This is a genomic window from Pedobacter faecalis, assembly GCF_030182585.1.
Classification (GTDB): domain Bacteria; phylum Bacteroidota; class Bacteroidia; order Sphingobacteriales; family Sphingobacteriaceae; genus Pedobacter; species Pedobacter faecalis.
Genome location: NZ_JARXOW010000002.1, coordinates 96,163 through 118,013, shown reverse-complemented (window position 1 = coordinate 118,013; position 21,851 = coordinate 96,163). Strand labels below are relative to the sequence as shown.

Annotated in this window: 23 protein-coding genes; 11 read left to right on the top strand and 12 right to left on the bottom strand. The window is 47.4% G+C overall.

The window, feature by feature from the left end; genetic code table 11:
* Positions 1-19 precede the first annotated feature (19 nt).
* The 11 genes from leuC (at position 20) to QEP07_RS14145 (ending at position 11,022) form a co-directional block, all read left to right on the top strand.
* Positions 20-1,426: a 3-isopropylmalate dehydratase large subunit gene (gene leuC, locus QEP07_RS14195; protein WP_285010828.1), complete on the top strand. Its 1,407-nt coding sequence runs from the start codon at positions 20-22 to the stop codon at positions 1,424-1,426.
* Between the two features lie 6 nt (positions 1,427-1,432).
* On the top strand, positions 1,433-2,026 hold the full coding sequence (gene leuD / locus QEP07_RS14190; RefSeq protein ID WP_285010827.1) for a 3-isopropylmalate dehydratase small subunit: 594 nt from the start codon (positions 1,433-1,435) through the stop codon (positions 2,024-2,026).
* Positions 2,023-3,501 (top strand): ATP-binding cassette domain-containing protein, encoded by a 1,479-nt coding sequence (locus QEP07_RS14185; protein WP_285010826.1) that lies wholly within the window; start codon positions 2,023-2,025, stop codon positions 3,499-3,501. Before leuD ends, QEP07_RS14185 begins: the two co-directional genes overlap by 4 nt.
* 10 nt (positions 3,502-3,511) lie before the next feature.
* A complete protein-coding gene (gene leuB / locus QEP07_RS14180) occupies positions 3,512-4,603 on the top strand; it encodes a 3-isopropylmalate dehydrogenase (RefSeq protein ID WP_285010825.1) in 1,092 nt (363 codons plus the stop codon).
* Between the two features lie 9 nt (positions 4,604-4,612).
* Positions 4,613-5,785, top strand: coding sequence for a 2-isopropylmalate synthase (locus QEP07_RS14175; protein ID WP_256007188.1), 1,173 nt, complete (start codon positions 4,613-4,615; stop codon positions 5,783-5,785).
* Positions 5,786-5,796: 11 nt separating this feature from the next.
* Complete coding sequence (ilvA, locus tag QEP07_RS14170) at positions 5,797-7,044, top strand: threonine ammonia-lyase IlvA (RefSeq protein WP_256007187.1); 1,248 nt, start codon at positions 5,797-5,799, stop codon at positions 7,042-7,044.
* Between the two features lie 71 nt (positions 7,045-7,115).
* Positions 7,116-7,529 carry a hypothetical protein gene (locus tag QEP07_RS14165; RefSeq protein ID WP_285010824.1) on the top strand — a complete coding sequence of 138 codons (414 nt, stop codon included), beginning with the start codon at positions 7,116-7,118 and terminating at the stop codon, positions 7,527-7,529.
* Positions 7,530-7,696: 167 nt separating this feature from the next.
* The gene (locus QEP07_RS14160; RefSeq protein WP_256007185.1) at positions 7,697-7,939 is read left to right on the top strand and encodes a helix-turn-helix domain-containing protein; all 243 of its coding nucleotides are present in this window, start codon (positions 7,697-7,699) and stop codon (positions 7,937-7,939) included.
* Positions 7,940-7,955: 16 nt separating this feature from the next.
* A complete protein-coding gene (locus QEP07_RS14155) occupies positions 7,956-9,251 on the top strand; it encodes a hypothetical protein (protein WP_285010823.1) in 1,296 nt (431 codons plus the stop codon).
* A 155-nt stretch (positions 9,252-9,406) separates the two neighbouring features.
* Entirely contained in the window at positions 9,407-9,799 is a 393-nt protein-coding gene (locus QEP07_RS14150; protein ID WP_256007183.1) for a hypothetical protein, read from the top strand.
* A 56-nt stretch (positions 9,800-9,855) separates the two neighbouring features.
* The gene (locus tag QEP07_RS14145; RefSeq protein ID WP_285010822.1) at positions 9,856-11,022 is read left to right on the top strand and encodes a DUF4934 domain-containing protein; all 1,167 of its coding nucleotides are present in this window, start codon (positions 9,856-9,858) and stop codon (positions 11,020-11,022) included.
* Position 11,023: 1 nt separating this feature from the next.
* On the opposite strand, the gene QEP07_RS14140 is transcribed toward QEP07_RS14145, so the two are convergent.
* From QEP07_RS14140 to hemC, 12 genes are read right to left on the bottom strand one after another with little or no spacing between them, the layout of a single operon-like run.
* A complete protein-coding gene (locus tag QEP07_RS14140) occupies positions 11,024-12,019 on the bottom strand; it encodes an ABC transporter ATP-binding protein (RefSeq protein WP_285010821.1) in 996 nt (331 codons plus the stop codon).
* Positions 12,020-12,048: 29 nt separating this feature from the next.
* Positions 12,049-12,864 (bottom strand): outer membrane beta-barrel protein, encoded by an 816-nt coding sequence (locus tag QEP07_RS14135; RefSeq protein WP_285010820.1) that lies wholly within the window; start codon positions 12,862-12,864, stop codon positions 12,049-12,051.
* Between the two features lie 22 nt (positions 12,865-12,886).
* Positions 12,887-13,597 carry a hypothetical protein gene (locus tag QEP07_RS14130; protein WP_285010819.1) on the bottom strand — a complete coding sequence of 237 codons (711 nt, stop codon included), beginning with the start codon at positions 13,595-13,597 and terminating at the stop codon, positions 12,887-12,889.
* The gene (locus QEP07_RS14125; RefSeq protein WP_285010818.1) at positions 13,587-14,153 is read right to left on the bottom strand and encodes an RNA polymerase sigma factor; all 567 of its coding nucleotides are present in this window, start codon (positions 14,151-14,153) and stop codon (positions 13,587-13,589) included. The genes QEP07_RS14130 and QEP07_RS14125 overlap by 11 nt, the downstream gene beginning before the upstream one ends.
* Before the next feature lie 55 nt (positions 14,154-14,208).
* Complete coding sequence (locus tag QEP07_RS14120; RefSeq protein ID WP_285010817.1) at positions 14,209-14,754, bottom strand: CopD family protein; 546 nt, start codon at positions 14,752-14,754, stop codon at positions 14,209-14,211.
* Between the two features lie 8 nt (positions 14,755-14,762).
* Positions 14,763-15,785, bottom strand: coding sequence for a uroporphyrinogen decarboxylase (gene hemE, locus QEP07_RS14115; RefSeq protein WP_285010816.1), 1,023 nt, complete (start codon positions 15,783-15,785; stop codon positions 14,763-14,765).
* 11 nt (positions 15,786-15,796) lie between these two features.
* Complete coding sequence (locus QEP07_RS14110; RefSeq protein ID WP_285010815.1) at positions 15,797-16,312, bottom strand: tetratricopeptide repeat protein; 516 nt, start codon at positions 16,310-16,312, stop codon at positions 15,797-15,799.
* On the bottom strand, positions 16,312-17,016 hold the full coding sequence (locus QEP07_RS14105; RefSeq protein WP_256007174.1) for a response regulator transcription factor: 705 nt from the start codon (positions 17,014-17,016) through the stop codon (positions 16,312-16,314). Before QEP07_RS14105 ends, QEP07_RS14110 begins: the two co-directional genes overlap by 1 nt.
* A 1-nt stretch (position 17,017) precedes the next feature.
* On the bottom strand, positions 17,018-17,884 hold the full coding sequence (locus QEP07_RS14100) for a sensor histidine kinase (RefSeq protein ID WP_285010814.1): 867 nt from the start codon (positions 17,882-17,884) through the stop codon (positions 17,018-17,020).
* A 35-nt stretch (positions 17,885-17,919) separates the two neighbouring features.
* The gene (gene hemL, locus QEP07_RS14095) at positions 17,920-19,293 is read right to left on the bottom strand and encodes a glutamate-1-semialdehyde 2,1-aminomutase (protein ID WP_285010813.1); all 1,374 of its coding nucleotides are present in this window, start codon (positions 19,291-19,293) and stop codon (positions 17,920-17,922) included.
* A 1-nt stretch (position 19,294) separates the two neighbouring features.
* Positions 19,295-20,260, bottom strand: coding sequence for a porphobilinogen synthase (hemB, locus tag QEP07_RS14090; RefSeq protein WP_256007171.1), 966 nt, complete (start codon positions 20,258-20,260; stop codon positions 19,295-19,297).
* 11 nt (positions 20,261-20,271) lie between these two features.
* The gene (hemC, locus tag QEP07_RS14085) at positions 20,272-21,849 is read right to left on the bottom strand and encodes a hydroxymethylbilane synthase (protein ID WP_285010812.1); all 1,578 of its coding nucleotides are present in this window, start codon (positions 21,847-21,849) and stop codon (positions 20,272-20,274) included.
* Between the last annotated feature and the right edge of the window lie 2 nt (positions 21,850-21,851).

Below are 21,851 nucleotides of genomic sequence, written 5' to 3'. Positions count from 1 at the left end.
CAAACAATAAGGAATAAAGATGTCAAAAACATTAGTAGAAAAAATTTGGGATGCGCACGTGGTGAAGAGTGAACCCGGCTTTCCCGATATTTTATACATCGACACACATTTGATTCATGAGGTGACTTCTCCGCAGGCTTTTGATGGCTTGCGGAAAAGAGGCCTCCCGGTATTCAGACCGAAGCAGACCGTAGCTACGGCAGATCATAATGTGCCTACGATAAACCAGCTGGAGCCGATCCGCGAGGAGCTGTCGCGCTACCAGGTGGATATGCTCACGAAGAACTGTGCGGAATTCGGTATCGATCTGTACGGTTTGGGCCACCCTTTTCAGGGGATCGTTCACGTGATAGGACCTGAACTCGGCATCACGCTTCCGGGTAAGACCATGGTGTGCGGCGACAGCCATACTTCTACCCATGGTGCCTTCGGGGCTATTGCTTTCGGTATAGGTACTTCTCAGGTGGAGCAGGTTTTTGCTACGCAGTGTTTGCTGCAGCAGAAGCCGAAGACGATGAAGATTGAGGTGAATGGTACGCTGGGCAAGGGTGTAACGGCAAAGGATATTATCCTGTACATCATTTCCAAGATTTCAGCTGCTGGCGGTACGGGCTATTTTATTGAGTATGCCGGTTCGGCCATTGAATCGCTGAGCATGGAGGGTCGGATGACGATCTGTAACATGAGCATTGAAATGGGTGCCCGGGGCGGATTGATTGCGCCCGACCAGACGACTTTTGATTATATCAAAGGACGTGAGTTTGCCCCTGCAGGTGAGGAATGGGATAAGGCGCTTGCGTATTGGAAGACGTTGTACAGCGATGCTGACGCTCGTTTTGACAGCGTGCTTACCTTCCAGGCAGAGGATATTGCGCCGATGATTACTTACGGTACCAACCCGGGTATGGGTATGGGCATCCGCGAGAGTATTCCGGCGACACGCTTACAACCCGATACCGAGCAGTTGTCGTACCAGAAAGCTTTGAACTATATGGGCTTTCAGGAAGAGGCTTCGCTGATCGGTAAGCCGGTCGACTATGTATTTATAGGAAGCTGCACCAACTCGCGTATTGAAGACCTGCGTGAGGTGGCTGAGTTTGTACGCGGTAAACAGCGTGCGGAAAACGTAACGGTATGGATTGTTCCGGGTTCTAAACAAGTGGAGCAGCAGGCGAAGAATGAAGGCCTGGATAAGATCTTTGAAGCTGCCGGGTTCCAGTTGCGCGAACCGGGCTGCAGTGCTTGTCTGGGTATGAATGAAGATAAGATCCCGGCAGGTAAATACTGTGTGTCGACCTCTAACAGGAACTTTGAAGGACGCCAGGGACCGGATGCACGGACGCTGCTGGTAAGTCCGCTTACTGCTGCCGCCGCTGCTGTAACAGGCAGAATTACGGATGTTAGGGAATTTTTAACGGAGGCTTAGATTGATATGAAAAAATTTGAACGATTGATATCGCCCGTAGTGCCTTTGAGCATTGAGAATATTGATACCGACCAGATTATTCCGGCGAGGTTTCTGAAAGCGACTACCCGTGAGGGATTCGGACAGAACCTGTTCCGCGACTGGAGGTATAACGCTGATAATACACCGAAGCCTGACTTTGTGCTGAATGATCCGCAGTACAGCGGAAGAATACTGGTGGCCGGAAAGAACTTCGGTTGCGGCAGTAGTCGCGAACACGCGGCATGGGCCATCCAGGATGCTGGTTTTGACGTGGTGATCAGCAGCTTTTTTGCTGATATCTTTAAGGGTAACGCGCTGAATAACGGCTTACTGCCTATCCAGGTAAGCGATGAATTCCTGGCCGCGATCTTTACTGCGGTGAGCAAGAACCATGATGCGCAACTGGATGTGAACCTGGAGGCTCAGACGGTGACGATTGTTGACACCGGGGAGCAGACTGGCTTTGAGATCAATGCCTATAAAAAATCTTGTCTCATTAATGGTTATGACGACATTGATTTTATACTGGCGCAAAAGGATCTGATTGAAGGTTTTGAGAAAAACAGGGTATTAGCGTGACAGAGCCTTTCGTCCATATCACCCATCTTAACCTGAGACACGGCAGAAAACCGGTGTTTCGGGATTTGACCTGGACGATACGGCGGGGCGAGCACTGGCTGGTACGCGGCGCTAGCGGCAGCGGAAAGACTTCTTTGGCGAAAGCTATTGCGGGTCTCCTTCCTTTCACCGGTTCGGTGGAACGGCATTATGACGACACTTCTGCGCTGCCTGCCAAAGCTTACTATGTGGCCAACTGGTACCAGTTTAAAGACCTGGAAGGACAATCTAATTTTTATTACCAGCAGCGGTATAACCGTCAGGCCACGGAAACAACTTCAACCATTCGGGCTGAGTTGGAAAATTTTGCGGCCGTACATCAGCTGAAACTGAGCGATGCAGACCCGATTTTGCGGGCGCTGAACTATGAGGCGCTGAGGGGGTCGACCTTGATCCAGCTTTCGAGCGGTGAGCATAAGAAACTGCAGCTGATTAAAGCCCTTTGGCTTAAGCCTCAGTTGCTGGTGCTCGACCAGCCGTATAACGGGCTGGACAAGCAGTCAAGGCGCAACCTGAATGCTTTGCTTGACGATATGGCGGCAAAGGGTACGCAACTGGTCCTATTTGGTAACGATCTGGAATGGCCTTCCTGCATCAATCGCTTTGCGGAGATTGATGGAGGGAGCATTGCGGAGATTTCTGAGCATGAGGCCCGGGAATCTGCCGGGCAGGTGAACCATGATATTGGTCGGCTTCCAGACTTCCTGCGGGTATCACCCAGTAAAATGACCCCTGAGTTCATGATTAAAATGACGGGGGTTAATATTTCCTACGGGGATAAACAGGTGTTGAAAGACATCAGCTGGGAGGTGAAAGCCGGCGAAAAGTGGCTGTTGCAGGGCCCGAATGGTTCCGGGAAGTCGACTTTGCTGAGCCTGATTTGCGGCGACCACCCGCAGGCTTATGCCAACAACCTGTATCTTTTTGGGCATAAGCGTGGTAGCGGTGAGAGTATATGGGACATTAAGCAGCGTATCGGGCTGATATCCCCTGAACTGCATTGGTATTTTGACGGATCGTCTACCTTGGGGCAGAGCGTGGTTTCGGGCTTTTATGACAGTTCAGGCCTGTTTTGCACACCCGGTACGAGCAAGCTTGCGCAGGCCGACGAGCTGATGCGATTTTTCGGAATACTGGAACATAAGCATACCCTGCTGGCCGAACTGCCCTTGGGAACACAGCGTTTGGCGCTGCTGGCCCGGACGGTGATCAAAAATCCGGAACTGCTGATCCTGGATGAGCCCTGTCAGGGTCTGGACAGTCAGCAAACGGCTTATTTTAACAAACTTGTCGACGCCCTGTGCGATCATGGCACCACATTAATTTATGTAGGCCATTTTGAGTCGCACTTGCCCGCCTGCATAGAAAAACGAATTGTATTGGAAAACGGAGCAGTAAAATCCGTTGGAAACTTATTGGCACCTGTGGGTGCATAAATGAAGATATATGAAGAAGAACATTTTAGTAATACCCGGTGACGGAATTGGTCCGGAAGTAACCACCTGGGGTAAGGCTATCCTGGAACAAATAGCTGCTGATTTCGGTCACGAATTCAGCTTTGACGAGGCCCTGATGGGTCACGCCGCCATTGAAGCAACCGGCAATCCGCTGCCCGACGAAACGCTTGAGAAGGCAAAGCAGAGCGATGCCATTTTATTTGGCGCTGTAGGCCATGCGATGTACGATAATGATCCTTCGCTGAAGGTGCGCCCGGAGCAGGGCTTGCTTAAGATCCGTAAGGAGCTTGGCTTGTACGCCAACTTACGCCCTATCCTGCTGTTCGACGAGCTGCTGAACGCTTCGAGCATTAAACCAGCGATCCTGAAAGGAACAGACATCCTGTTTTTCCGGGAGCTGACGGGCGATGTGTACTTCGGGGAAAAGACAAGGTCGGAAGACCGCAACACGGCGTCCGACCTTATGATCTATCACCGCTATGAGGTGGAGCGTATTGCACGCAAGGCTTTTGAAGCTGCCATGCAGCGAAGCAAGCGTTTGTGCTCGGTAGATAAAGCAAATGTTTTGGAAAGCTCGCGTCTATGGCGGGAAACAGTTCAGACTATTGCCAAAGAATATCCGGAGGTGGAAACTGAACATATGTTTATCGACAACGCCGCAATGCAGCTCATCAAAGACCCTAAACGTTTTGATGTGGTGCTTACCGCCAATCTGTTTGGTGATATCCTGACCGACGAGGCTTCGCAGATTGCAGGTTCTATGGGTATGCTGGCCTCTGCCTCTGTAGGCGATGGCACCGGATTCTTCGAGCCTATCCATGGTTCGGCACACGATATCGCCGGAAAGAACCTGGCCAATCCGCTGGCCTCTATCCTGTCGGTATCCCTGATGCTGGAAATTGGATTTGGTATGAAAGAGGAAGCTAAGGTGGTGATCGCGGCGGTTGACCGTGTGTTGAAAGAAGGTTACCGTACCAATGATATTGCCGATGGCGCAACGAGCCCTTACCATGTGCTTGGCACTGCGGAGATGGGAAAACTTGTATTGAAATTTGTTACACAAAATGCTTACAGCAACTAAACCTTAAGAATGATGTTACACGATCCGAATAGAGTTTATGTTTTTGACACCACCCTTCGCGATGGTGAGCAAGTACCTGGCTGCCAGTTGGCCACGCCTGAAAAGATTGAAATTGCCAGGGAGCTTGAGGCACTGGGCGTAGATGTTATTGAAGCGGGGTTCCCGATATCGAGTCCGGGCGACTTCCAGAGCGTGGTTGAACTGTCGAAAGCGGTTTCTGAACCGATCATCTGTGCGCTTACCCGCGCCAACAAGGGTGATATTGATTCGGCAGTTGCTGCACTGAAGTATGCTAAGCGCCCGCGTATACATACGGGTATAGGTTCTTCGGACATGCACATCAAATACAAGTTTAACAGTACTCGCGAGCAGATCCTGGAGCGCGGCGTGGAGGCGGTTAAATATGCCAAGCAGTTTGTAGAGGATATTGAATTCTATGCAGAGGATGCTGGTCGCGCCGACAATGTATTCCTTGCACAGATGATCGAGGCGGTGATTGCTGCCGGTGCTACGGTGGTTAACATTCCGGATACGAATGGCTATTGCTTACCGGAACTGTACGGCTCTAAGATCCGCTTCCTGAAAGAAAATGTGAAGAACATCGATCAGGCGATTATCTCGGTGCATTGCCACAACGACCTTGGTTTGGCTACGGCCAACAGCCTATCTGGCATTATTAACGGTGCACGCCAGGTGGAATGTACCATAAACGGTATTGGCGAGCGCGCCGGGAATACGGCTTTGGAGGAAGTGACGATGATTTTGAAGACGCATCATGACCTTGGACTGCATACCAACATCAATAGCAAACACTTTAGAAGGATTAGCGACATGGTGAGCAGTATGATGCGCATGCCGGTACAGCCTAACAAGGCTATTGTAGGGCAGAATGCCTTTGCGCATAGCTCTGGCATCCATCAGGATGGCTTTTTAAAGCACCGTGAGAATTACGAGATCATCAAACCGGAAGACGTGGGTGTAGGCTCTGCGGATATTGTGCTGACCGCGCGCAGCGGTCGCCATGCCTTAAAGCATCATTTGGAGCGTTTGGGCTATGAGCTCGACCGTCCGGCTTTGGATAAAGTGTATGAGCGTTTCCTGGTGTTGGCCGACGCAAAGGGTCAGATCAACGATGAAGACGTGCATTCACTGGCTGCAACTCTGGAGAAAAGCCAGGCTTAGCGATGCAACATATGAATATAGAAACAACAGAACTGGATTTTGAACGGGCTGCCCTGCGGCTGAAAGGAACCGTACGGCGGACTCCCCTGGAGTACAATGCGGTGCTTTCGGAACGGTATGGTGCAGAGATATACCTGAAGCGGGAGGACCTGCAGGTGGTGCGCTCGTACAAACTCCGGGGCGCGTATAACATGATCAGCAGTCTGCAACCCGCAGAAATGACCCAGGGTGTGGTTTGTGCGAGTGCAGGCAATCACGCACAGGGCGTGGCTTATTCGTGCAAGAAACTGAACATTAAGGGTGTGATCTTTATGCCGGAGATTACGCCTAAGCAAAAGGTGAGGCAAACGGAGATGTTTGGCGGCGACCTTATTGAGATTGTGCTGGTGGGTGATACATTTGACGACTGTTTGCGCGAGGCGTTGCTGTATACGGAAAAGCATGGGATGACCTTTATCCCTCCTTTCGATAATCCGAAAATTATGGAGGGACAGGGTACGGTTGGCGTAGAGATCTATGAAGACCTGCCTGATCTGGACGTCATTGTGATGCCAGTGGGCGGCGGCGGCCTGGCTTCAGGCGTGGGCAGTTATATAAAGGGTGTGAAGCCTGACGTTAAACTGATTGGCGTGGAACCGGAAGGGGCGCCTTCCATGAAGCTTGCACTGGAAAGCGGTGCCCCGGTATTGCTCGACGATATTGATCGCTTTGTTGACGGTGCGGCGGTAAAACGTGTGGGTAATCTGACTTTTTCGTACTGCGCGCAGTTGCTCGACCAGATGTTGCTCGTGCCGGAAGGCCGTGTATGCACAACGATTTTAAAGCTGTACAACGAGGATGCCATAGTGGTAGAGCCGGCAGGTGCGCTTGCTGTGGCTTCGCTGGACTATATTAAGGACGACATCAAGGGAAAAACGGTCGTATGTATTGTAAGCGGCGGAAACAACGATATTGAGCGTATGCAGGAGATCAAGGAGAAGTCGCTCCTCTTTGAGGGATTGAAACATTATTTTATTGTGCGCTTTCCGCAAAGACCAGGTGCACTGAAACTCTTTGTAAATAATGTGTTAGGTCCGCATGACGATATCACCCGGTTTGAGTTCATCAAAAAAACAAATCGTGAGAATGGTCCTGCCCTGGTAGGCATTGAATTGGCCAACAGGGCCGATTATGTGTCGCTCGTAGAACGTATGAAGGCGTTCAAGTTTGAGATCATAGAAGTGAACAACGATCAGACCTTGTTTGAATATCTGGTTTAAGCCCTTGGGTTTAAACCAAATATTTAACTATTGGCAGCAGATTTGCTTTAACATTAAAAAACACGCAAATCATGAGAAATCTAATTCTACTCCTTCTCTGTACCACCACGCTGGGCCTGGTGTCGTGCAAAAAAGACACCATCATTCAGGAAACGTCTAACAGAACAATTATATTTAATATACAGCCTGATGAGTGGGTGGAATCTACGGACGGCGGAACGTATACGGCCACGATTGATGTCCCGGAAATTGATCAGCTAAATGTTGATATAGAGGGTGTATTGGTTTATCTTGATCACCCTGTAAAGAAAAGCAGCTATATCCAGCTTCCGTACACTTACGAAGGTATTGCATACAGCTATGAGCACTATAAGGGCGGTATAAGAATTGACATACAACAATCGGTCTACAGTGAAAATCCGCTAAAACCCGAAGTTCCAATCCGGATGAAAGTGGTATTGATTCCTTCGAGGGACGTGACCTAAACTTATCTGTATTTTTAAGAAGAGCCTGGTATTTGAAATATCAGGCTCTTTTTTTTGTTTAAAAAAAAAAGTTGTAGAACGCAGATTTTCTGCGGTATAGATGCTTAACTTTATACAACCAGTATAAACCTTTTTTGTTAACAGCTCAAAAACTTAATCATTTCCCTATGCCTAAGTATTATTTTGATCGCCTCGACTATTTAAATGAACTTATCCGAAAGCGCAACACCGGATCGCCGGAACAGCTTGCGAAAAAACTCAGCGTGAGCGAACGGACGGTGTTCGAGTACGTGGATATTTTGCGGTCGCTCGGCGCCGATGTGAGGTACTCGCGGACAAGACGCTCTTATTATTATTGCCGGGATGGCACTTTCGATTTTCAGTTTAAGCACCTTGAACAGGTAAGCTAATCTTTTTTTTTAATGTATGACTAAAACGCTGAAGGCTGTGCTTGCACTGGCAGTAGCTGCTGTGCTTGTATATATTCCTGTTTTCTCGCATCAGTTCCAGCTGGCCTGGGACGACCAATGGGTGGTGATTAACCTGTACACGGCGGGTGGCTTTACCATGGAAAATCTGGAGGCGATATTCACTGATTTTTACGAGGGTCAGTATGCTCCGCTAAACCAGCTTTCTTACACAGCTTTGTATGCCTTGTTTGGTTATGATCCCTTCTGGTTTCATACCTTTGGCGTTCTGCTGCACGTAGCCAATGCGGTGCTTACTTATTTCTTTATGCTGAGATTGCTTGGCAAAGCGGAGAGTTTTGAGCGCGCTTCTGTGCAACGCATAGCCATGATCACGGCATTACTGATGGCGGTGCACCCCTTCCTGGTGGAGTCGGTCGCCTGGATATCTGCGTCTAAGATATTAATCTACAGTTTCTTCTACCTGGCTGCCCTCCATGCCTATTTAAGTTATCTTGAAAACAGAAAGGTGGCGTTTTACGTTCTTACGCTTTTTCTTTTCATTTGCTCCTTTGGTGGCAAAGAGCAGGCCGTTACTTTGCCTGTATGCCTGCTGCTGGTAGATTATACGTTGAAACGTGACCTGAAGTCGCGCAGTGTATGGTTAGAAAAAATTCCCTTCTTTGTGCTGTCACTGATCTTTGGATACATCACGCTGCTGTCGCAGGGGGCCGATAAAGTGGGTCTGCTCTCGGATGCCCCTAAATATCCTTTTTATCAGAATGTAATATTTGCCTCTTACTCCATCACGGAATACCTGGTGAAATGTTTGTTCCCGGTGAACCTGAGTTATCTGTATATGTTTCCAAATGCCATGGGCGAGAACGTACCTCTCAGGTTTTGGCTCTATCCGGCGATGCTGCTGATCATCGTGGTGTCTTTTCTGGATTTCTGGAAGAAACGCTGGGTGTTCTTTGGGATTGTGTTCTTTATTATTCACCTGGGTGTGGCCTTGCACATTATCCCAATTTCGAGGTTTGCGATTGTGGCCGACCGCTATGTGTACATGGCATCGATCGGTGTATTTTTTCTCATTGCCTACTTCCTGGATAAGGCTTTACAATATAAAAAGTATAACCGCCTTGCTTTGTCTGGCTTTGTAGTTTACCTCATCATCCTGGGGGCTTACGGTCATCAGCATAGTAAAATATGGCACGACAGCACGATGCTCAAGAAGGAATTAAAAGATCTGCTGAAGCAGCGGAATGATTTTCAAAAACATCAGGCTGCTCCTGGCAATCCGGCAACAAAATGACACAAACCAATACCTATATGACGTATCACTTGTGTATGGCGCCGACCGTAAACGGCAGGCGCTTTAAGCTTCAGCACTGGTGACCCCGCCAGGGGTCTGACATATGTTGCTTTGAAACATCCTAATACTTAATCATTCACATTAAAAAACAAACAATGAAAAAATTATTAAAAATCACAGGCGTGTTAGCCGTTGTATTAACACTTGTTTTTAATCTGCAATACGCAGCGTTTGACTACGATGTAACCACTTCGCCAAGCAAGGCTGTTGCGGCATGGACCGATGGAAACGGAACTAAATATTGTGGCAGTTATCCGGAAACCTGGAGAAGGACTGGTACGTGGACATTTGTAAATGACGACTTCTATGCTAGCTACGGCTGGTATGGTTATGATGACGGCTTTTACTATTTCACTGCTAGTAACTCCGGGACGATGTGCGGGCAGATCGTTACTTACGACCGCAGACCAGGACCGTCTTATCCGGCAGATCCATGGGCCGGGCATGATGTAACCAATATCCTGGGTTCTTATCACTACGACTACTAGCATTCCCTAACCGATCTGCCATCCGTGTAGGATGGCAGGTTTTATCCAGATATTTCATGAGACATTGCCTGTTACTGTTATTTATTGCACTGCTCGCAGCCAGCTGTAATCAAAATAAAGAAGCCAAGACCGTTGAGCCCGCCACTGCATTGGGCGAGAAGATCAGGCTGAACCCTAATGACACGCCTACGGTGTATATTGAAGATATTGCCGCTGAAATGTATCGCGTTAAACTGAAAACTGATTCAGGCTTCTCCATTAAGCATATTTCGAATCTGTTTGTGACTGACAGCGCGATTATTGTGGCCGACAGACTGCAAAGCATGGTGCTTATTTTTGATGAGAAAGGCAGGCCGGCAACCAGGATCCATAACCTGCATGAACGCAATGACAATTATACAAATATCGCTGATGTAGCATTTGACAGTCAGAACGGGCTTATTGAAATATTGGATCTTGATCTTAAAAAGATTTTCCGGTACAGAACCAGCGGGCTGCCGTTTGACACGCTTACTATTGTGGGCATTAAAGACTTCGGACTGACCTTTGCCAAGAGCGGCGATTTTTATGTAAGCGAAATGCTTAATAACAACAATAATAAGTATATGCGACGGATCAGCCTATATCATCGCAGCGGCAATATGCTTACCCCTCAGGCCAAGGAGATGTTTTACTGGCCCATACAGAAGAACCTGGACCTGACCTTTCCTCATCAGTTCGAGAACTACGATAATGATGTCTACTATTTTCCTTTGCTTGATCGCAATATTTACAGCCTGTCGGAAAAAGGCATTAAGCCGGCATACACGGTTGAGCTGCCTGAAAGCATAAAACCGAACATAGACATAAAAACTGAAGCAACACCTAAAGACCATTTCGCGTACTGGAACAGGATGGAGTCTTCTAATCTGATGTATGATAACAACAGTTTGTTTATTAACGACGATTGGGTGACCTTCCGTTACAGTTTTGGCTCGAGGCGTACACCGAGAAATGTATTTTACCATAAGAAGAGCGGAAAGGTGATGCAGGCGGGTGCTTATAAAACCAAATCGGACAGCAGTTTCTTTTCCAAGGGAAGGGTATTAGCGCGCATGGGTGAGTACTTCGTGATGCCGGTACCGATGAAGCCTCCGGGTAAAAAACCGGTATCGGAGATTAAAGACATTCCTGCCCTTCGGAACTTTGAGTTGCTGTATGTGAAGCTGAAGGAACCGGCTTAGATTAATGTATTGCGAGCGTCTTACTGATCTCCGCCTGGACATAATCGTGTCTTCGATGTTCGCCGCGGTTAAGTTGGATAGCCCTGATGTGTACACCGTTGCGGTATAGCAAAAGCTCCTCATAAAATCCTTTGTAATAAACATCTTTAACTTCGTATTTGCGGCTGTTCCAACTGCTTCCAAGATGCACCCACTCTGGATAGAATACCAGGTGTCCTCCGACTGGTTCGAGCTGAAGTTGCCTGGCCTCACTGGTATTAAGCACATTGGCATTGCCCAGTATCCGTGCTGTGTACACGTGTTCAGGGTGGTTATAAAGGTATGATGGCTCGCCCTTCTGAAGCAATTGTCCGTCTTTTACGATTAAGAGCTCGTCGGCCAGAAACAGGCCGTCGGCCGGATCATGAGATACCATGATGACGGTGACGCCCGTTTCGCGCGCAATGCGTTTGATGTCTGCCCTCAACTGGTTTTTAAGCAATGCGTCTACCTGGCTAAAGGGTTCATCGAGCAATAGCACAGCGGTATCGCTGATCAGCGCCTTAGCGATAGCTACACGCTGCTGCTCGCCGCCGCTCAACTGTGTAATCTTTTTGTCTTTCAGGTGAGAGATACGCAGATGTTCCATCATTTGAATGGTCTTCTCGTGCTTTGATTTGATATCGGTGTTGGACAGCATAGACGATATGTTGTCGTACACCTTGGCGTAGATGTTCAGGGAGAAATCCTGGGTAACCATCTTCATTTCTTTATGCCCCGGGATAAGTTGCTCATCGGGTCCTAAGACGCGCTTTCCCTGGAAAAGTACCTCGCCCTCATCCACTTTAACGGCACCATAAATGGCTTTTAAAAGGGTCGATTTTCCGCTGCCGCTTTCGCCTATAATGGCTACAATACTTCCTGCGTTTACGGAAAAGTTTATATGACGAATACCTGCCGGAAGCTCTGGCAGGTATTGTTTACTGAGATTTCTGACCTGAATGATTTCTTCTTGCACAGGTCAAAGATAAAAGAAATTGCGGCTTTCTAGTTCAGTCCGAGTGTGATACCGAAAGACATGTTTTTCAGCCCTTTCTGCGCATCGGTGGCAAACATATCGTTGAAATAGAACTTGGTGAAGAAACCTATACCTGCATAACCGAACCTGGCGGTAGCTCCGTATCGTAGCGCCTGAAAATTATAGTCGTCTTTGAACTTCTGCTTACCGCGCTCGTCGCTCTTTTGTTTAACCTTACCGTTGAGCAGGAAGCTGACCTCGGGGCCTGCAATGAAGTAGAAGCGATTACCTTTGCTGTTTTCAGATGTTCTTAGCTCGAAGTTGAGCGGAATGTGTACATAGCTGCTGGAAAAACGGTTCTTGGAGAATTGGATATCCTCCTCTACGTAGGTTAATTCGCGCTGATCTGGCTGTATGGTAATGTCTTTGTTCAACCGTATATGCGTCCAATCGAAACCTCCGGCAACGTAGATCTTAAAGTTCTGGTTAAACCGGTAGCCCATTTGTACAACATCGAAGGAGAAGGTACTGGTTTTTCCACCACGGTAATCCAGGAACTCGTTTTCGGGAGAAAGTGTAAAGCTGCCGTTGTCGATCAACCGGCTGTATCCGAGATCGATCCGGGTGAAGGTAAGCCCGCCTACGAATCTGCCCTTGCTGGCTTTGGTCCGTCTTGTGCTATCGCTGCTCTCGGTATCACGAATTCCGAGTGTTACGCTGTATTCCTTACGGTCGCGCCACTTGGACTTTTCCTTGGCGGTGGAATCTTGCTGTCCGGCAGCGGTTGAGGCAATGGCACCGGTAAGCCCGCTTACCATGAGTGCTGTTAATATCAGGTTTTTCATTTTTGTGTGTGTTTATAATGTTTTATCTGTCAGATCTTTTGTTAAATTTTATAATACCGATGTTCAAAGAAACCAATGAGGAATTGTCATCTTCGTCTGTTCGAAACTGAATGATCTTTCTTTCCCGCTTGTCAACCTTGCCAACCACATAGTTGATCACATCTCCTGCGTTGCGTATGCCTTTCCTCTCCCCGTCCGATTCAGCTGTCGTAGCCTGAGCCAGGGCTTCCGGCGAGATTCCGGCATCAGCCATCATAACTTCATCTGGCGTGGCAACCGCAGGTTCTGTCGGCTTTATCTCAATTATTTTATCTTTCTTAATATCATGACGCTCAGTTACCGGATTAGGTTGCATGGCTACAAAACTTTCCCGCAATTCATCCTCAGATACTCTGGGTGCAATAACCAGCGGTGTGCTTTGATAAGCAGGTTTTCTCTCACTCGCCGTTTTAACGGGCATAGCTGGAGCTGTTGGCTCTTCCTTCAAAACCTCAACCGGGGTTTCGACAGCAACTGGTCTTTGCAACTGAAGCTTCTCGGTATTGGGCGACAGTAATGCTACGGCGCCTAAAATGATGACTACTGCGGCTGCCACCCAGTATGCCACGGGGGCATTTCTCTTTTTCGGTCCGTCCAAATTCTCCTGTATTTTATCCCAAAGCTGAACCGGCGGCTTTATTTCTACCTGATCGAGCTTAATTTTGAATAGCTCATCGAACTCTTTATCCTGCATATGTTGCATAATTAATACCCTCCAATTTGATAATTTCCTGTTTCAGAATAGACCTTGCCCTGGAAAGCTGTGATTTGCTTGCCCCTTCTGATATTCCTAGCGACTCGGCGATCTCTTTATGAGAGTATCCTTCAATAGCATACATGTTGAATACCATCCTGTAGCCGTCGGCCAGCTTCTGGATCACTTTCATCAGGTCCTGCATCCCGAGGTTGTTAAGGTTAATATTTCCTGACGGCTGTTCAGTTGTCTCTTCGATAGACACGATGTGCATGGAGCGTTTGTTCTTCCTGTAGTGCTCAATCGCAGTGTTCACCATTATGCGGCGTATCCAGCCCTCGAAAGCACCGTCCGACCTGTATTCGCCGATCTTTTGAAATATCTTTATAAAACCGTTCTGAAGAATATCTTCGGCCTCCATCGCGTCCCTGGCATAGCGCATACATACAGCAAGCATCTTGGCCGACATCTGCCTGTATAAGGCCTCCTGCACCCTGCGGTTACCCGCCCTGCAGCCGTTAAGAAGTTCCTCTGTGGTATATTGCGTCAATTTCATGTTATATGGTGGTAAGACGCACGCGCTCGCAGAAACGTTGCACGCTATTCGAAAATTAATTTCCGTGTTTGTTCCGGTAGTGTTTGTACCACTTTACTGCGGCCATAATGATGATGGCAAACAGTAATAGCCCAATAAGTCCGTATATCCAGTTGACCGCACTTTTTAACACAACGGTGAAGACGATGGCCACGAGCAGTATAGTAGCTACCTCATTCCACATACGAAGCTGAAATGCGCTGTATTTAAAAATACCAGTCTGCAGTTGCTTCATGATGCGCTGGCATGTGAAATGATACAAAACGAGTAACAGTACAAAACCGAGCTTTACATGAAGCCAGGGCATTTGCAAAAGTGCCGGGTTCACGACTAACATGCCGATGCCTGCCAGCAAAGTAAGCACCATGGCTGGTACGGTGATGATATACCACAGTTTATGTTCCATACGTCCGTAAGCTTGCTGTAATATGCTGCGCTCAGTATCAGAAAGTTCGTTTGCCTCGGTATGGTAGATAAAAAGCCGGACACTATAAAACAAGCCAGCCATCCAGCTTACCACGAAAGTGATATGGACGGCTAGTATGTAGTAATAGGCCTGCATAATGGGAATTAGTATCTGAATTCTTTTACGACTTCGATAGCGTACTTTACGTGATCAAAGGGAATATCGGGCATGATTCCATGACCCAGATTGAAGATAAAGCCGTTTTGCCCGCGCATGCGCTCAAAGAGTTGCAGGATATGTTTTTTGATAACCGGTTTATCGGCATATAGAATATGCGGATCTAGGTTGCCCTGCACAGCAATACCATTTGGAAGGCTGTTTTTTATGTTCAGCAAATCTGCGTTCCAGTCAACCGACACCACATCTGGATTGGCCTCTGCCATAATCGGAGCAAAGACGGAGCTGCCTTTACAGAATGAGATGACAGGAATATCCTTACGGTTTAAATTGGCTATGATCTCTTTGATATACCGATGGGAAAATTCCTGGTAGTCATTCCAGGACAATGCCAGCGCCCAGCTATCGAATATTTGTACTGCATTGACACCTGCTGCAATCTGCAGATTCAGGTAGTCTGCTGTCACACGCGCAATTTTTGCCAGCAATCGATGGGCAAGTTCAGGTTCATTATGGATAAGCAGTTTGGTAGTTTTGAAGTCCTTGGACGAACCTCCTTCTACCAGATAACTCATTACGGTGAATGGCGCACCTGCAAAGCCGATCAAAGGAATGCTGCCGTTCAGGCGTTGCTGAATAACTTTAATGGCGTCGGCAACGTATTGTAAGCGGTCGAGCACATCAACTTCGAGTGCGTCCACATCTGCTGCAGTGCGAACCGGATTTGCGAATTTAGGACCGATGCCCTGGGTGAAACTCAAATCGCCACCCATTGCTTCTCCGGTGACCAGGATATCCGAAAATAGAATCGCTGCATCGATACCCAACAAGTCTACCGGTAACATAGTTACATCGGCAGCAATTTCAGGTGTCTTACACATTTCCAGGAAGGAATACTTGTTTTTGATCTCCCAATATTCAGGCATGAAACGGCCAGCCTGGCGCATCATCCATACCGGTGGACGTTCTGTTTGCTTTGAAAATGCTGCATCTAAAAATAAGGTATTCATCTGTGTTGTTATTATAAGCGATTTAATTCTCGTTCCAATTTATCTATTAGTTCTTTTGCCTTAGGTGTACTCACCATCTCCCTGGCCTTGGCCAGATATGCTCTGGTTTTATCTCTGTCTAGCTTGCGCAGGGAAAGGTTGGCCAGATGGATCAGGACGAAGGCTTTATCATTTCTTCCCCCCATGGGAAAACGGCTGGCTACCTGGAAATGATACTCCGCGTCGTCGTAAAGTTCTTTCTTTAAGGCAATATTACCACGCATAAATTCGTAATATCCCCTCCTGCTTCTGGCCAAACGGTCAGGATTAGGTACTTCATCCAGCAACCTGGCAGCACGCTCATAGTCACCATTCTGATAAAATCGTGCAGCCATTACTACGGAACTGTGTTTGAAGTGACTCCAGATCACATAACACAAGAACAGTCCGGCCAGCGCGGCAAGCTGCATCTGCTCCATAAAAAAGCATACCACAGCGACACTGATCAGAAGTGCCATTATGGCATACCTGCCTGTATTATTGTACATTAATGCGTATCGGTAAATTTATAACCTACACCCCTGATCGAATGGAAGTATACCGGATTTTTTTGATCCGGCTCGAAGTACTTTCTGAAGGTAAGAATGAAGTTGTCGATAGTGCGCGTTGATGGGTAAACATCATAGTTCCAGACGGTTTCCAAAATCTGTTCACGGGAAACAGCCTCGTTTTTGCGCTCGATGAGCAGTTTCAGCAGCATGGTTTCCTTCTTGGTAAGGGGAACGATGGTACCGTCATCATGTTTAAGCTCAAAAGAGTTAAAATATATGGTCTTATCACCTATTTTATAAGAATTCAGCTCTTTCAGGTCGTCTGCTTTCATACTGCGTTTAACCAGAATACCTACCCGCAAGATCAGCTCCTCCAGGTTAAACGGCTTAACAAGATAGTCGTCTGCACCTTTTTTCAAGCCCATTACGCGGTCTTCACTGGTATTTTTAGCGGTAAGAAACAGGATTGGAACCTCTGTATTCTCCAGGCGGATCGTTTCGCAGACCTGAAAACCATCCATTTCCGGAAGCATGACGTCCAGAACGATCAGATTGAACCGCTCCTCTTTGAAAACTTTTAAAGCAGTTTTACCATCTTTTACAGCATGGACCTTGTACCCCTCCAGTTCGAGATTGAGCTTTATGGCATCCAGTAAGTGGTCTTCATCCTCGACCAGCAGTATTCTTAATTTCTGTGACATATCAATTAAATATAATTTCAAAAATGGCACCCTGCGGCGTATTGTCCTTTACGCTAATGTCGGCACCGTGGTTCTGTAAAACTTCTTTAACAATAAACAGGCCCAAACCTGTACCCTTCGATTTTCTGACATTTTCGTCACCAACGCGGTAAAATTTGTCGAAAATCAGCATCTTTTCTGCGTCAGGTACGCCCGGCCCCCTGTCAGACACACTCATAAACGGATGTCCGTCTCTCATTGTTAATTCTACCCCAACCTCCGCACAAGGCCCTGAATATTTAACTGCATTCTCTACCAGATTAGTGACGACGGAAGCCAGGGCAAACTGGTCTCCGACTAACTTGACTCCGGGTTCTATTTTCTGTTTAATAACCTGCTCGCATCCACAGGAATGAATCTGTAAACGGTCGGTGATTTTTGTAACCAATTCCGAAAAATCGAACTCTTCTTTAGGAAAAGAATAGGATCGGTTCTCAATCTTGGTGGCCAGTAACATGTTTTCAACAAGGTCGTCCAACCGCTCAATATCTTTCAATGAATTATTGAGCAGGGAAACTTGCCTGGGCCGGTCCAAATCGCGTTTAATAATTGTTTGCAGGGACAGCTTGATCGCCGCCAGCGGCGATTTAAGCTCATGCGTGACCGACAAAAGAAAATTCTGCTGCTGTTCCCTCAGGCGATCCTCTTTTTTGATGGCACGATGAAGAAAATATGCGCCCACACAAAGCAGGAACAGGAAAACCGAGCCTTCGCCCATCACCATAGCCATCCTCGACCGCTCAAGCCGCACTACCATCGCACCCCAGGAAATCAGTTGTACAAGGGAATAGAGCAGCAAAAGATAGAAGATGATAATAGATTTCTTCAAAGCAGGGTAATTTCCGTATAAATATATATAATAAATTACTTATTTCGAAACACGATATCCAGACTATCAAAAATCGCACGCTTCGCTTTCTCCAGCTCAATTTTGGTATGGGCAGCCGAAACAAAACCAACCTCGTAACCTGAAGGTCCGATGTAAATACCGCGGTTCAAGAGTTCCCGGTGCAAGTGTTTAAATTTTTCCATGCTTTGCGGGTCAATATCTTCCGCACAACGTATTTGGTCTTTGTCGGTAAATGCAAACCAGAAAATAGAGCCGACACTAAACACCGTTAATTTATAGTTCCGCGCCGTTGCAAACCGCTGGATGCTCGCAGCAAATTCGCCAGCCTTGTTATTCAGCTCTTTATAAAAACCAGAACGCAGCAGTTCGGTGAGTTGAGCTATTCCCGCTGCCATAGCCACCGGGTTCCCAGACAAGGTACCTGCCTGATACACGCCGCCGTCGGGCGATATATGGCTCATAATTTCTGATGAAGCACCGTACATACCTACTGGTAGCCCACCACCGATTATTTTACCATAGGTAACAATGTCAGGTTTTATCCCGTAATAACCGGCAGCGCCTTCAAACCCCAGTCTGAAACCTGTAATCACCTCGTCGAGGATCAGCAACGCCTGGTTATCCCGACATATCTGCTCAAGCGATTTCATATATTCTTCGGTTTGCATCAGCAAGCCGTTGTTGGCCGGAATACCTTCAATAATTACCGCTGCCACCTGATCCTTGAATTGCATGAACGCCTGCTCCAGTGCAGCGACATCATTTAAGGGAATTACCACGGTTTCTTCCGCAAATGATCTCGGCACCCCGGCTGACGAAGTCTCTCCGAAAGTCACCAATCCGGATCCTGCCTTCACAAGCAGGGAATCGCTGTGTCCATGATAGCAACCCTCGAACTTAATGATCTTGTCGCGGCCGGTATAGCCGCGGGCCAATCTGATGGCAGACATTACTGCCTCAGTGCCTGAACTCGTAAACCGGATCTTTTCGACGAAGCGGTTGTTTTTTATGATCAGCTCTGCCAGCTCATTCTCCAGTATCGTCGGGGCGCCGAAACTCATCCCATTCTGCATGACCTCCGTTACCTTTTCCCGGACTTTCGAATGGTTGTGTCCAAGGATAAGCGGCCCCCAGCTTCCGCAAAAATCTATGAATTGATTTCCATCGGCATCCCATACGTAACAACCGTCACCTTTCTGGATGAACAAAGGTGTTCCATACACCGATTTAAAGGCTCTTACAGGAGAATTTACCCCACCCGGAAAGTATTTTTTTGCTCTCTCGTACAGCTCGGCCGATTTTTCACGTGAGATATCGGGCTTAGATCCAGTATTTACTGGTACGTCTCCCTCATTCCCTGAAAAGATTTTTTTTAATGACTCCAACATATTACATCCAGTTCTTCTCTAAAATATCCCTTATATGATAGGTGGTAATTATACTTGCCCCAGCTCTCGCAAAGGCGTGCATTGTCTCCATTACTACCTTTTGCTCATCTATCCAGCCCTTCTCGGCAGCTGCTTTAACCATTGCATATTCGCCCGACACATTATAACATGCAATAGGCAGATCGGTGTGCTGTTTAAGATTATGGATTACATCAAGATATGCCAGTGCAGGTTTCACCATAAGTACATCTGCACCCTCGCTCTCATCCAGCATGGCCTCTCTAACCGCCTCCTGACCATTTCTGAAGTCCATCTGATAAGCCTTGCGATCACCCTTTCCAGGTGCACAATCGGCCGCCTCCCGGAACGGGCCGTAATATGCGGAAGCAAACTTAGTTGCATGAGACATGATTGCGGTGTTTACGTAGCCTTCGCCATCCAGCACACTTCTCATGGCAGCGACCCTGCCATCCATCATGTCTGACGGCGCCAGCATATCTGCCCCAGCCTGAGCATGGGTTAAAGCCATCTTTGCGATAACTTCTACCGTCGCGTCATTCTGTACGTAGTCATTTTCCAGAATACCGCAATGGCCATGCGTGGTATACGAGCAAACACATACGTCGGTCACCACATACAAGTCTTCCCCAAATTGAGTTTTCAGTGCTCTGACTGCAGAAGGCACCAACGAGTCGTCGTGATAAGCCGAGTGTGCATCGGCACTTTTTTCATCGCCAACGCCAAACAGCATAATTTTATTGATGCCCAGTTTCAGGCCTTTTTCTACATCGCGGATTAAAGTGTCTTCAGAAAAATGACTCACCCCTGGCATCGCGCCTATTTCCCTAACCACATCTTTACCCGGAACTACAAAGTAAGGATAGATAAACATATCCTTAGAGACTCTGGTTTCCGCAACCATCTCCCTCACAACAGGGTTCTTTCTCAATCTTCTCGGACGTTGCATAACTTGATTTATTAAATTTCAATGCCGAACACCGCCTCGGCCAAGCCAATTTCATCGGGAGCGAATGGCAGCACATAGCGCACGCCCATTTCTTCCAGTTTCCGGCCCGTAGAATTACCGATAGCAATCACCTTCTGTCCCCGGTCCAGCAGATTATCCGCGAAATAAGCGTCTACGTTACTCGGACTGGTAAAAATGAGCACCTCGGCAGAGGTCGGGTCTATATCTTCTTCTACGACCGTTTCATATATCGGCAGATCAACCACCTTCGTATTTGCCTTTAGCTGACTTTGTATACTTAACAGGGAATCCTGTGCACGTGGAAACAGGATTGTTTTATTTTCGGCCAGTTTCGCGAAATCACGAGCTATCTCATCGATGTCGCCCCCAACCCCCACAAAACCGGCGGTATGGCCATGTCTACGCAATTCGTCCTCCGAACCCCGGCCGACCACACCAAACTGTACTTTTTTGGACAGCAACGGTTTTAAGTTAAAGAAATAGGATACCGCATTTCTACTGCTAAAGAATATCCAGTCAATGTTTTTCAGATAAAAAGGATCAAGCACATTTACGATTGGAAAGGTCCTGATCAAAGACCTTCCTTCGATTTCGATCCCGTGCTTTTCCACGGCTCTTCTAAAATAATTATTCTCTCCTATTTCTCTGGAAATAAATACTTTGGAAGGCCTTCTTCGTTCAACTGAATATTTTGACAATATGCGTTCAGCCAGTCCTTCCAAGCTATTTACGCGAAAGAACAACCGGTCAGGGAAGTGTTCGGCGCTTTCTGCCTTAGATACCCATACCTCATACTCACCGGCTTCCCTCTTACAAAAGCAGCCGAGCGGCATGTGGCATCCGCCTTCAAATAAGTTAAGTACTTTTCGCTCAAGACCAATTTCATCGGCAGTCTCCTGATGATGCAACTGCTGCAGTACATTGTACAACTCATGGTCATTTTCCCTGATCTGAATAGCCAATGCACCTTGTGCAGGCGCAGGAACAAGTTCGGCAGTATCCAGAACTTCAACATGAAATTCCGACAGATCTATATTTAAACGCTTTACACCAGCTCTGGCAAGCATGATGGCGTCGTAATCTTCATCGCGAAGCTTTCCGATCCTGGTAGGCACATTGCCTCTTAAGTCCTCAATGTTCAGATCCGGACGCAATGCCAGTAACTGCGCTTTGCGGCGGTTGGAGGAGGTACCTACCATAGCCCCTGTTTTTAGCGACAATTTCTGTGTAACATCAACGCAGTCCTTAAGAATAAGAAGAAGTTCAGCGGGGTCTTCACGCTCCGGAACAGCAGCAATGATCAGACCGGCCGGATGCACTGTGGGTAAATCCTTATGAGAATGCACAGCGAGATCTATGGTTCCGGCAAGAAGCTCTTCTTCAAGTTCCTTAGTAAAGAATCCCTTCCCTTCCAGCTTATCGAGCCTGAGATTTAATATCTTATCGCCTTGCGTTTTAATGATCTTGATCTCTGCCGGCGCGCCGATCTCCGCCAGTTTATCTTTTATGAAGTTTGCCTGCCATAGGGCAAGTTCGCTACCTCTCGTACCGATAATTAATGTTTTCACGT

Coding starts and splice junctions, on each gene's coding strand:
- leuC (WP_285010828.1), top strand. CDS start 20: ATGTCAAAAACATTAGTAGAAAAAATTTGGGATGCGCACGTGGTGAAG.
- leuD (WP_285010827.1), top strand. CDS start 1,433: ATGAAAAAATTTGAACGATTGATATCGCCCGTAGTGCCTTTGAGCATT.
- leuB (WP_285010825.1), top strand. CDS start 3,512: ATGAAGAAGAACATTTTAGTAATACCCGGTGACGGAATTGGTCCGGAA.
- QEP07_RS14175 (WP_256007188.1), top strand. CDS start 4,613: ATGATGTTACACGATCCGAATAGAGTTTATGTTTTTGACACCACCCTT.
- ilvA (WP_256007187.1), top strand. CDS start 5,797: ATGAATATAGAAACAACAGAACTGGATTTTGAACGGGCTGCCCTGCGG.
- QEP07_RS14165 (WP_285010824.1), top strand. CDS start 7,116: ATGAGAAATCTAATTCTACTCCTTCTCTGTACCACCACGCTGGGCCTG.
- QEP07_RS14160 (WP_256007185.1), top strand. CDS start 7,697: ATGCCTAAGTATTATTTTGATCGCCTCGACTATTTAAATGAACTTATC.
- QEP07_RS14155 (WP_285010823.1), top strand. CDS start 7,956: ATGACTAAAACGCTGAAGGCTGTGCTTGCACTGGCAGTAGCTGCTGTG.
- QEP07_RS14150 (WP_256007183.1), top strand. CDS start 9,407: ATGAAAAAATTATTAAAAATCACAGGCGTGTTAGCCGTTGTATTAACA.
- QEP07_RS14145 (WP_285010822.1), top strand. CDS start 9,856: ATGAGACATTGCCTGTTACTGTTATTTATTGCACTGCTCGCAGCCAGC.
- QEP07_RS14135 (WP_285010820.1), bottom strand. CDS start 12,864: ATGAAAAACCTGATATTAACAGCACTCATGGTAAGCGGGCTTACCGGT.
- QEP07_RS14130 (WP_285010819.1), bottom strand. CDS start 13,597: ATGCAGGATAAAGAGTTCGATGAGCTATTCAAAATTAAGCTCGATCAG.
- QEP07_RS14125 (WP_285010818.1), bottom strand. CDS start 14,153: ATGAAATTGACGCAATATACCACAGAGGAACTTCTTAACGGCTGCAGG.
- QEP07_RS14120 (WP_285010817.1), bottom strand. CDS start 14,754: ATGCAGGCCTATTACTACATACTAGCCGTCCATATCACTTTCGTGGTA.
- hemE (WP_285010816.1), bottom strand. CDS start 15,785: ATGAATACCTTATTTTTAGATGCAGCATTTTCAAAGCAAACAGAACGT.
- QEP07_RS14110 (WP_285010815.1), bottom strand. CDS start 16,312: ATGTACAATAATACAGGCAGGTATGCCATAATGGCACTTCTGATCAGT.
- QEP07_RS14105 (WP_256007174.1), bottom strand. CDS start 17,016: ATGTCACAGAAATTAAGAATACTGCTGGTCGAGGATGAAGACCACTTA.
- hemL (WP_285010813.1), bottom strand. CDS start 19,293: ATGTTGGAGTCATTAAAAAAAATCTTTTCAGGGAATGAGGGAGACGTA.
- hemB (WP_256007171.1), bottom strand. CDS start 20,260: ATGCAACGTCCGAGAAGATTGAGAAAGAACCCTGTTGTGAGGGAGATG.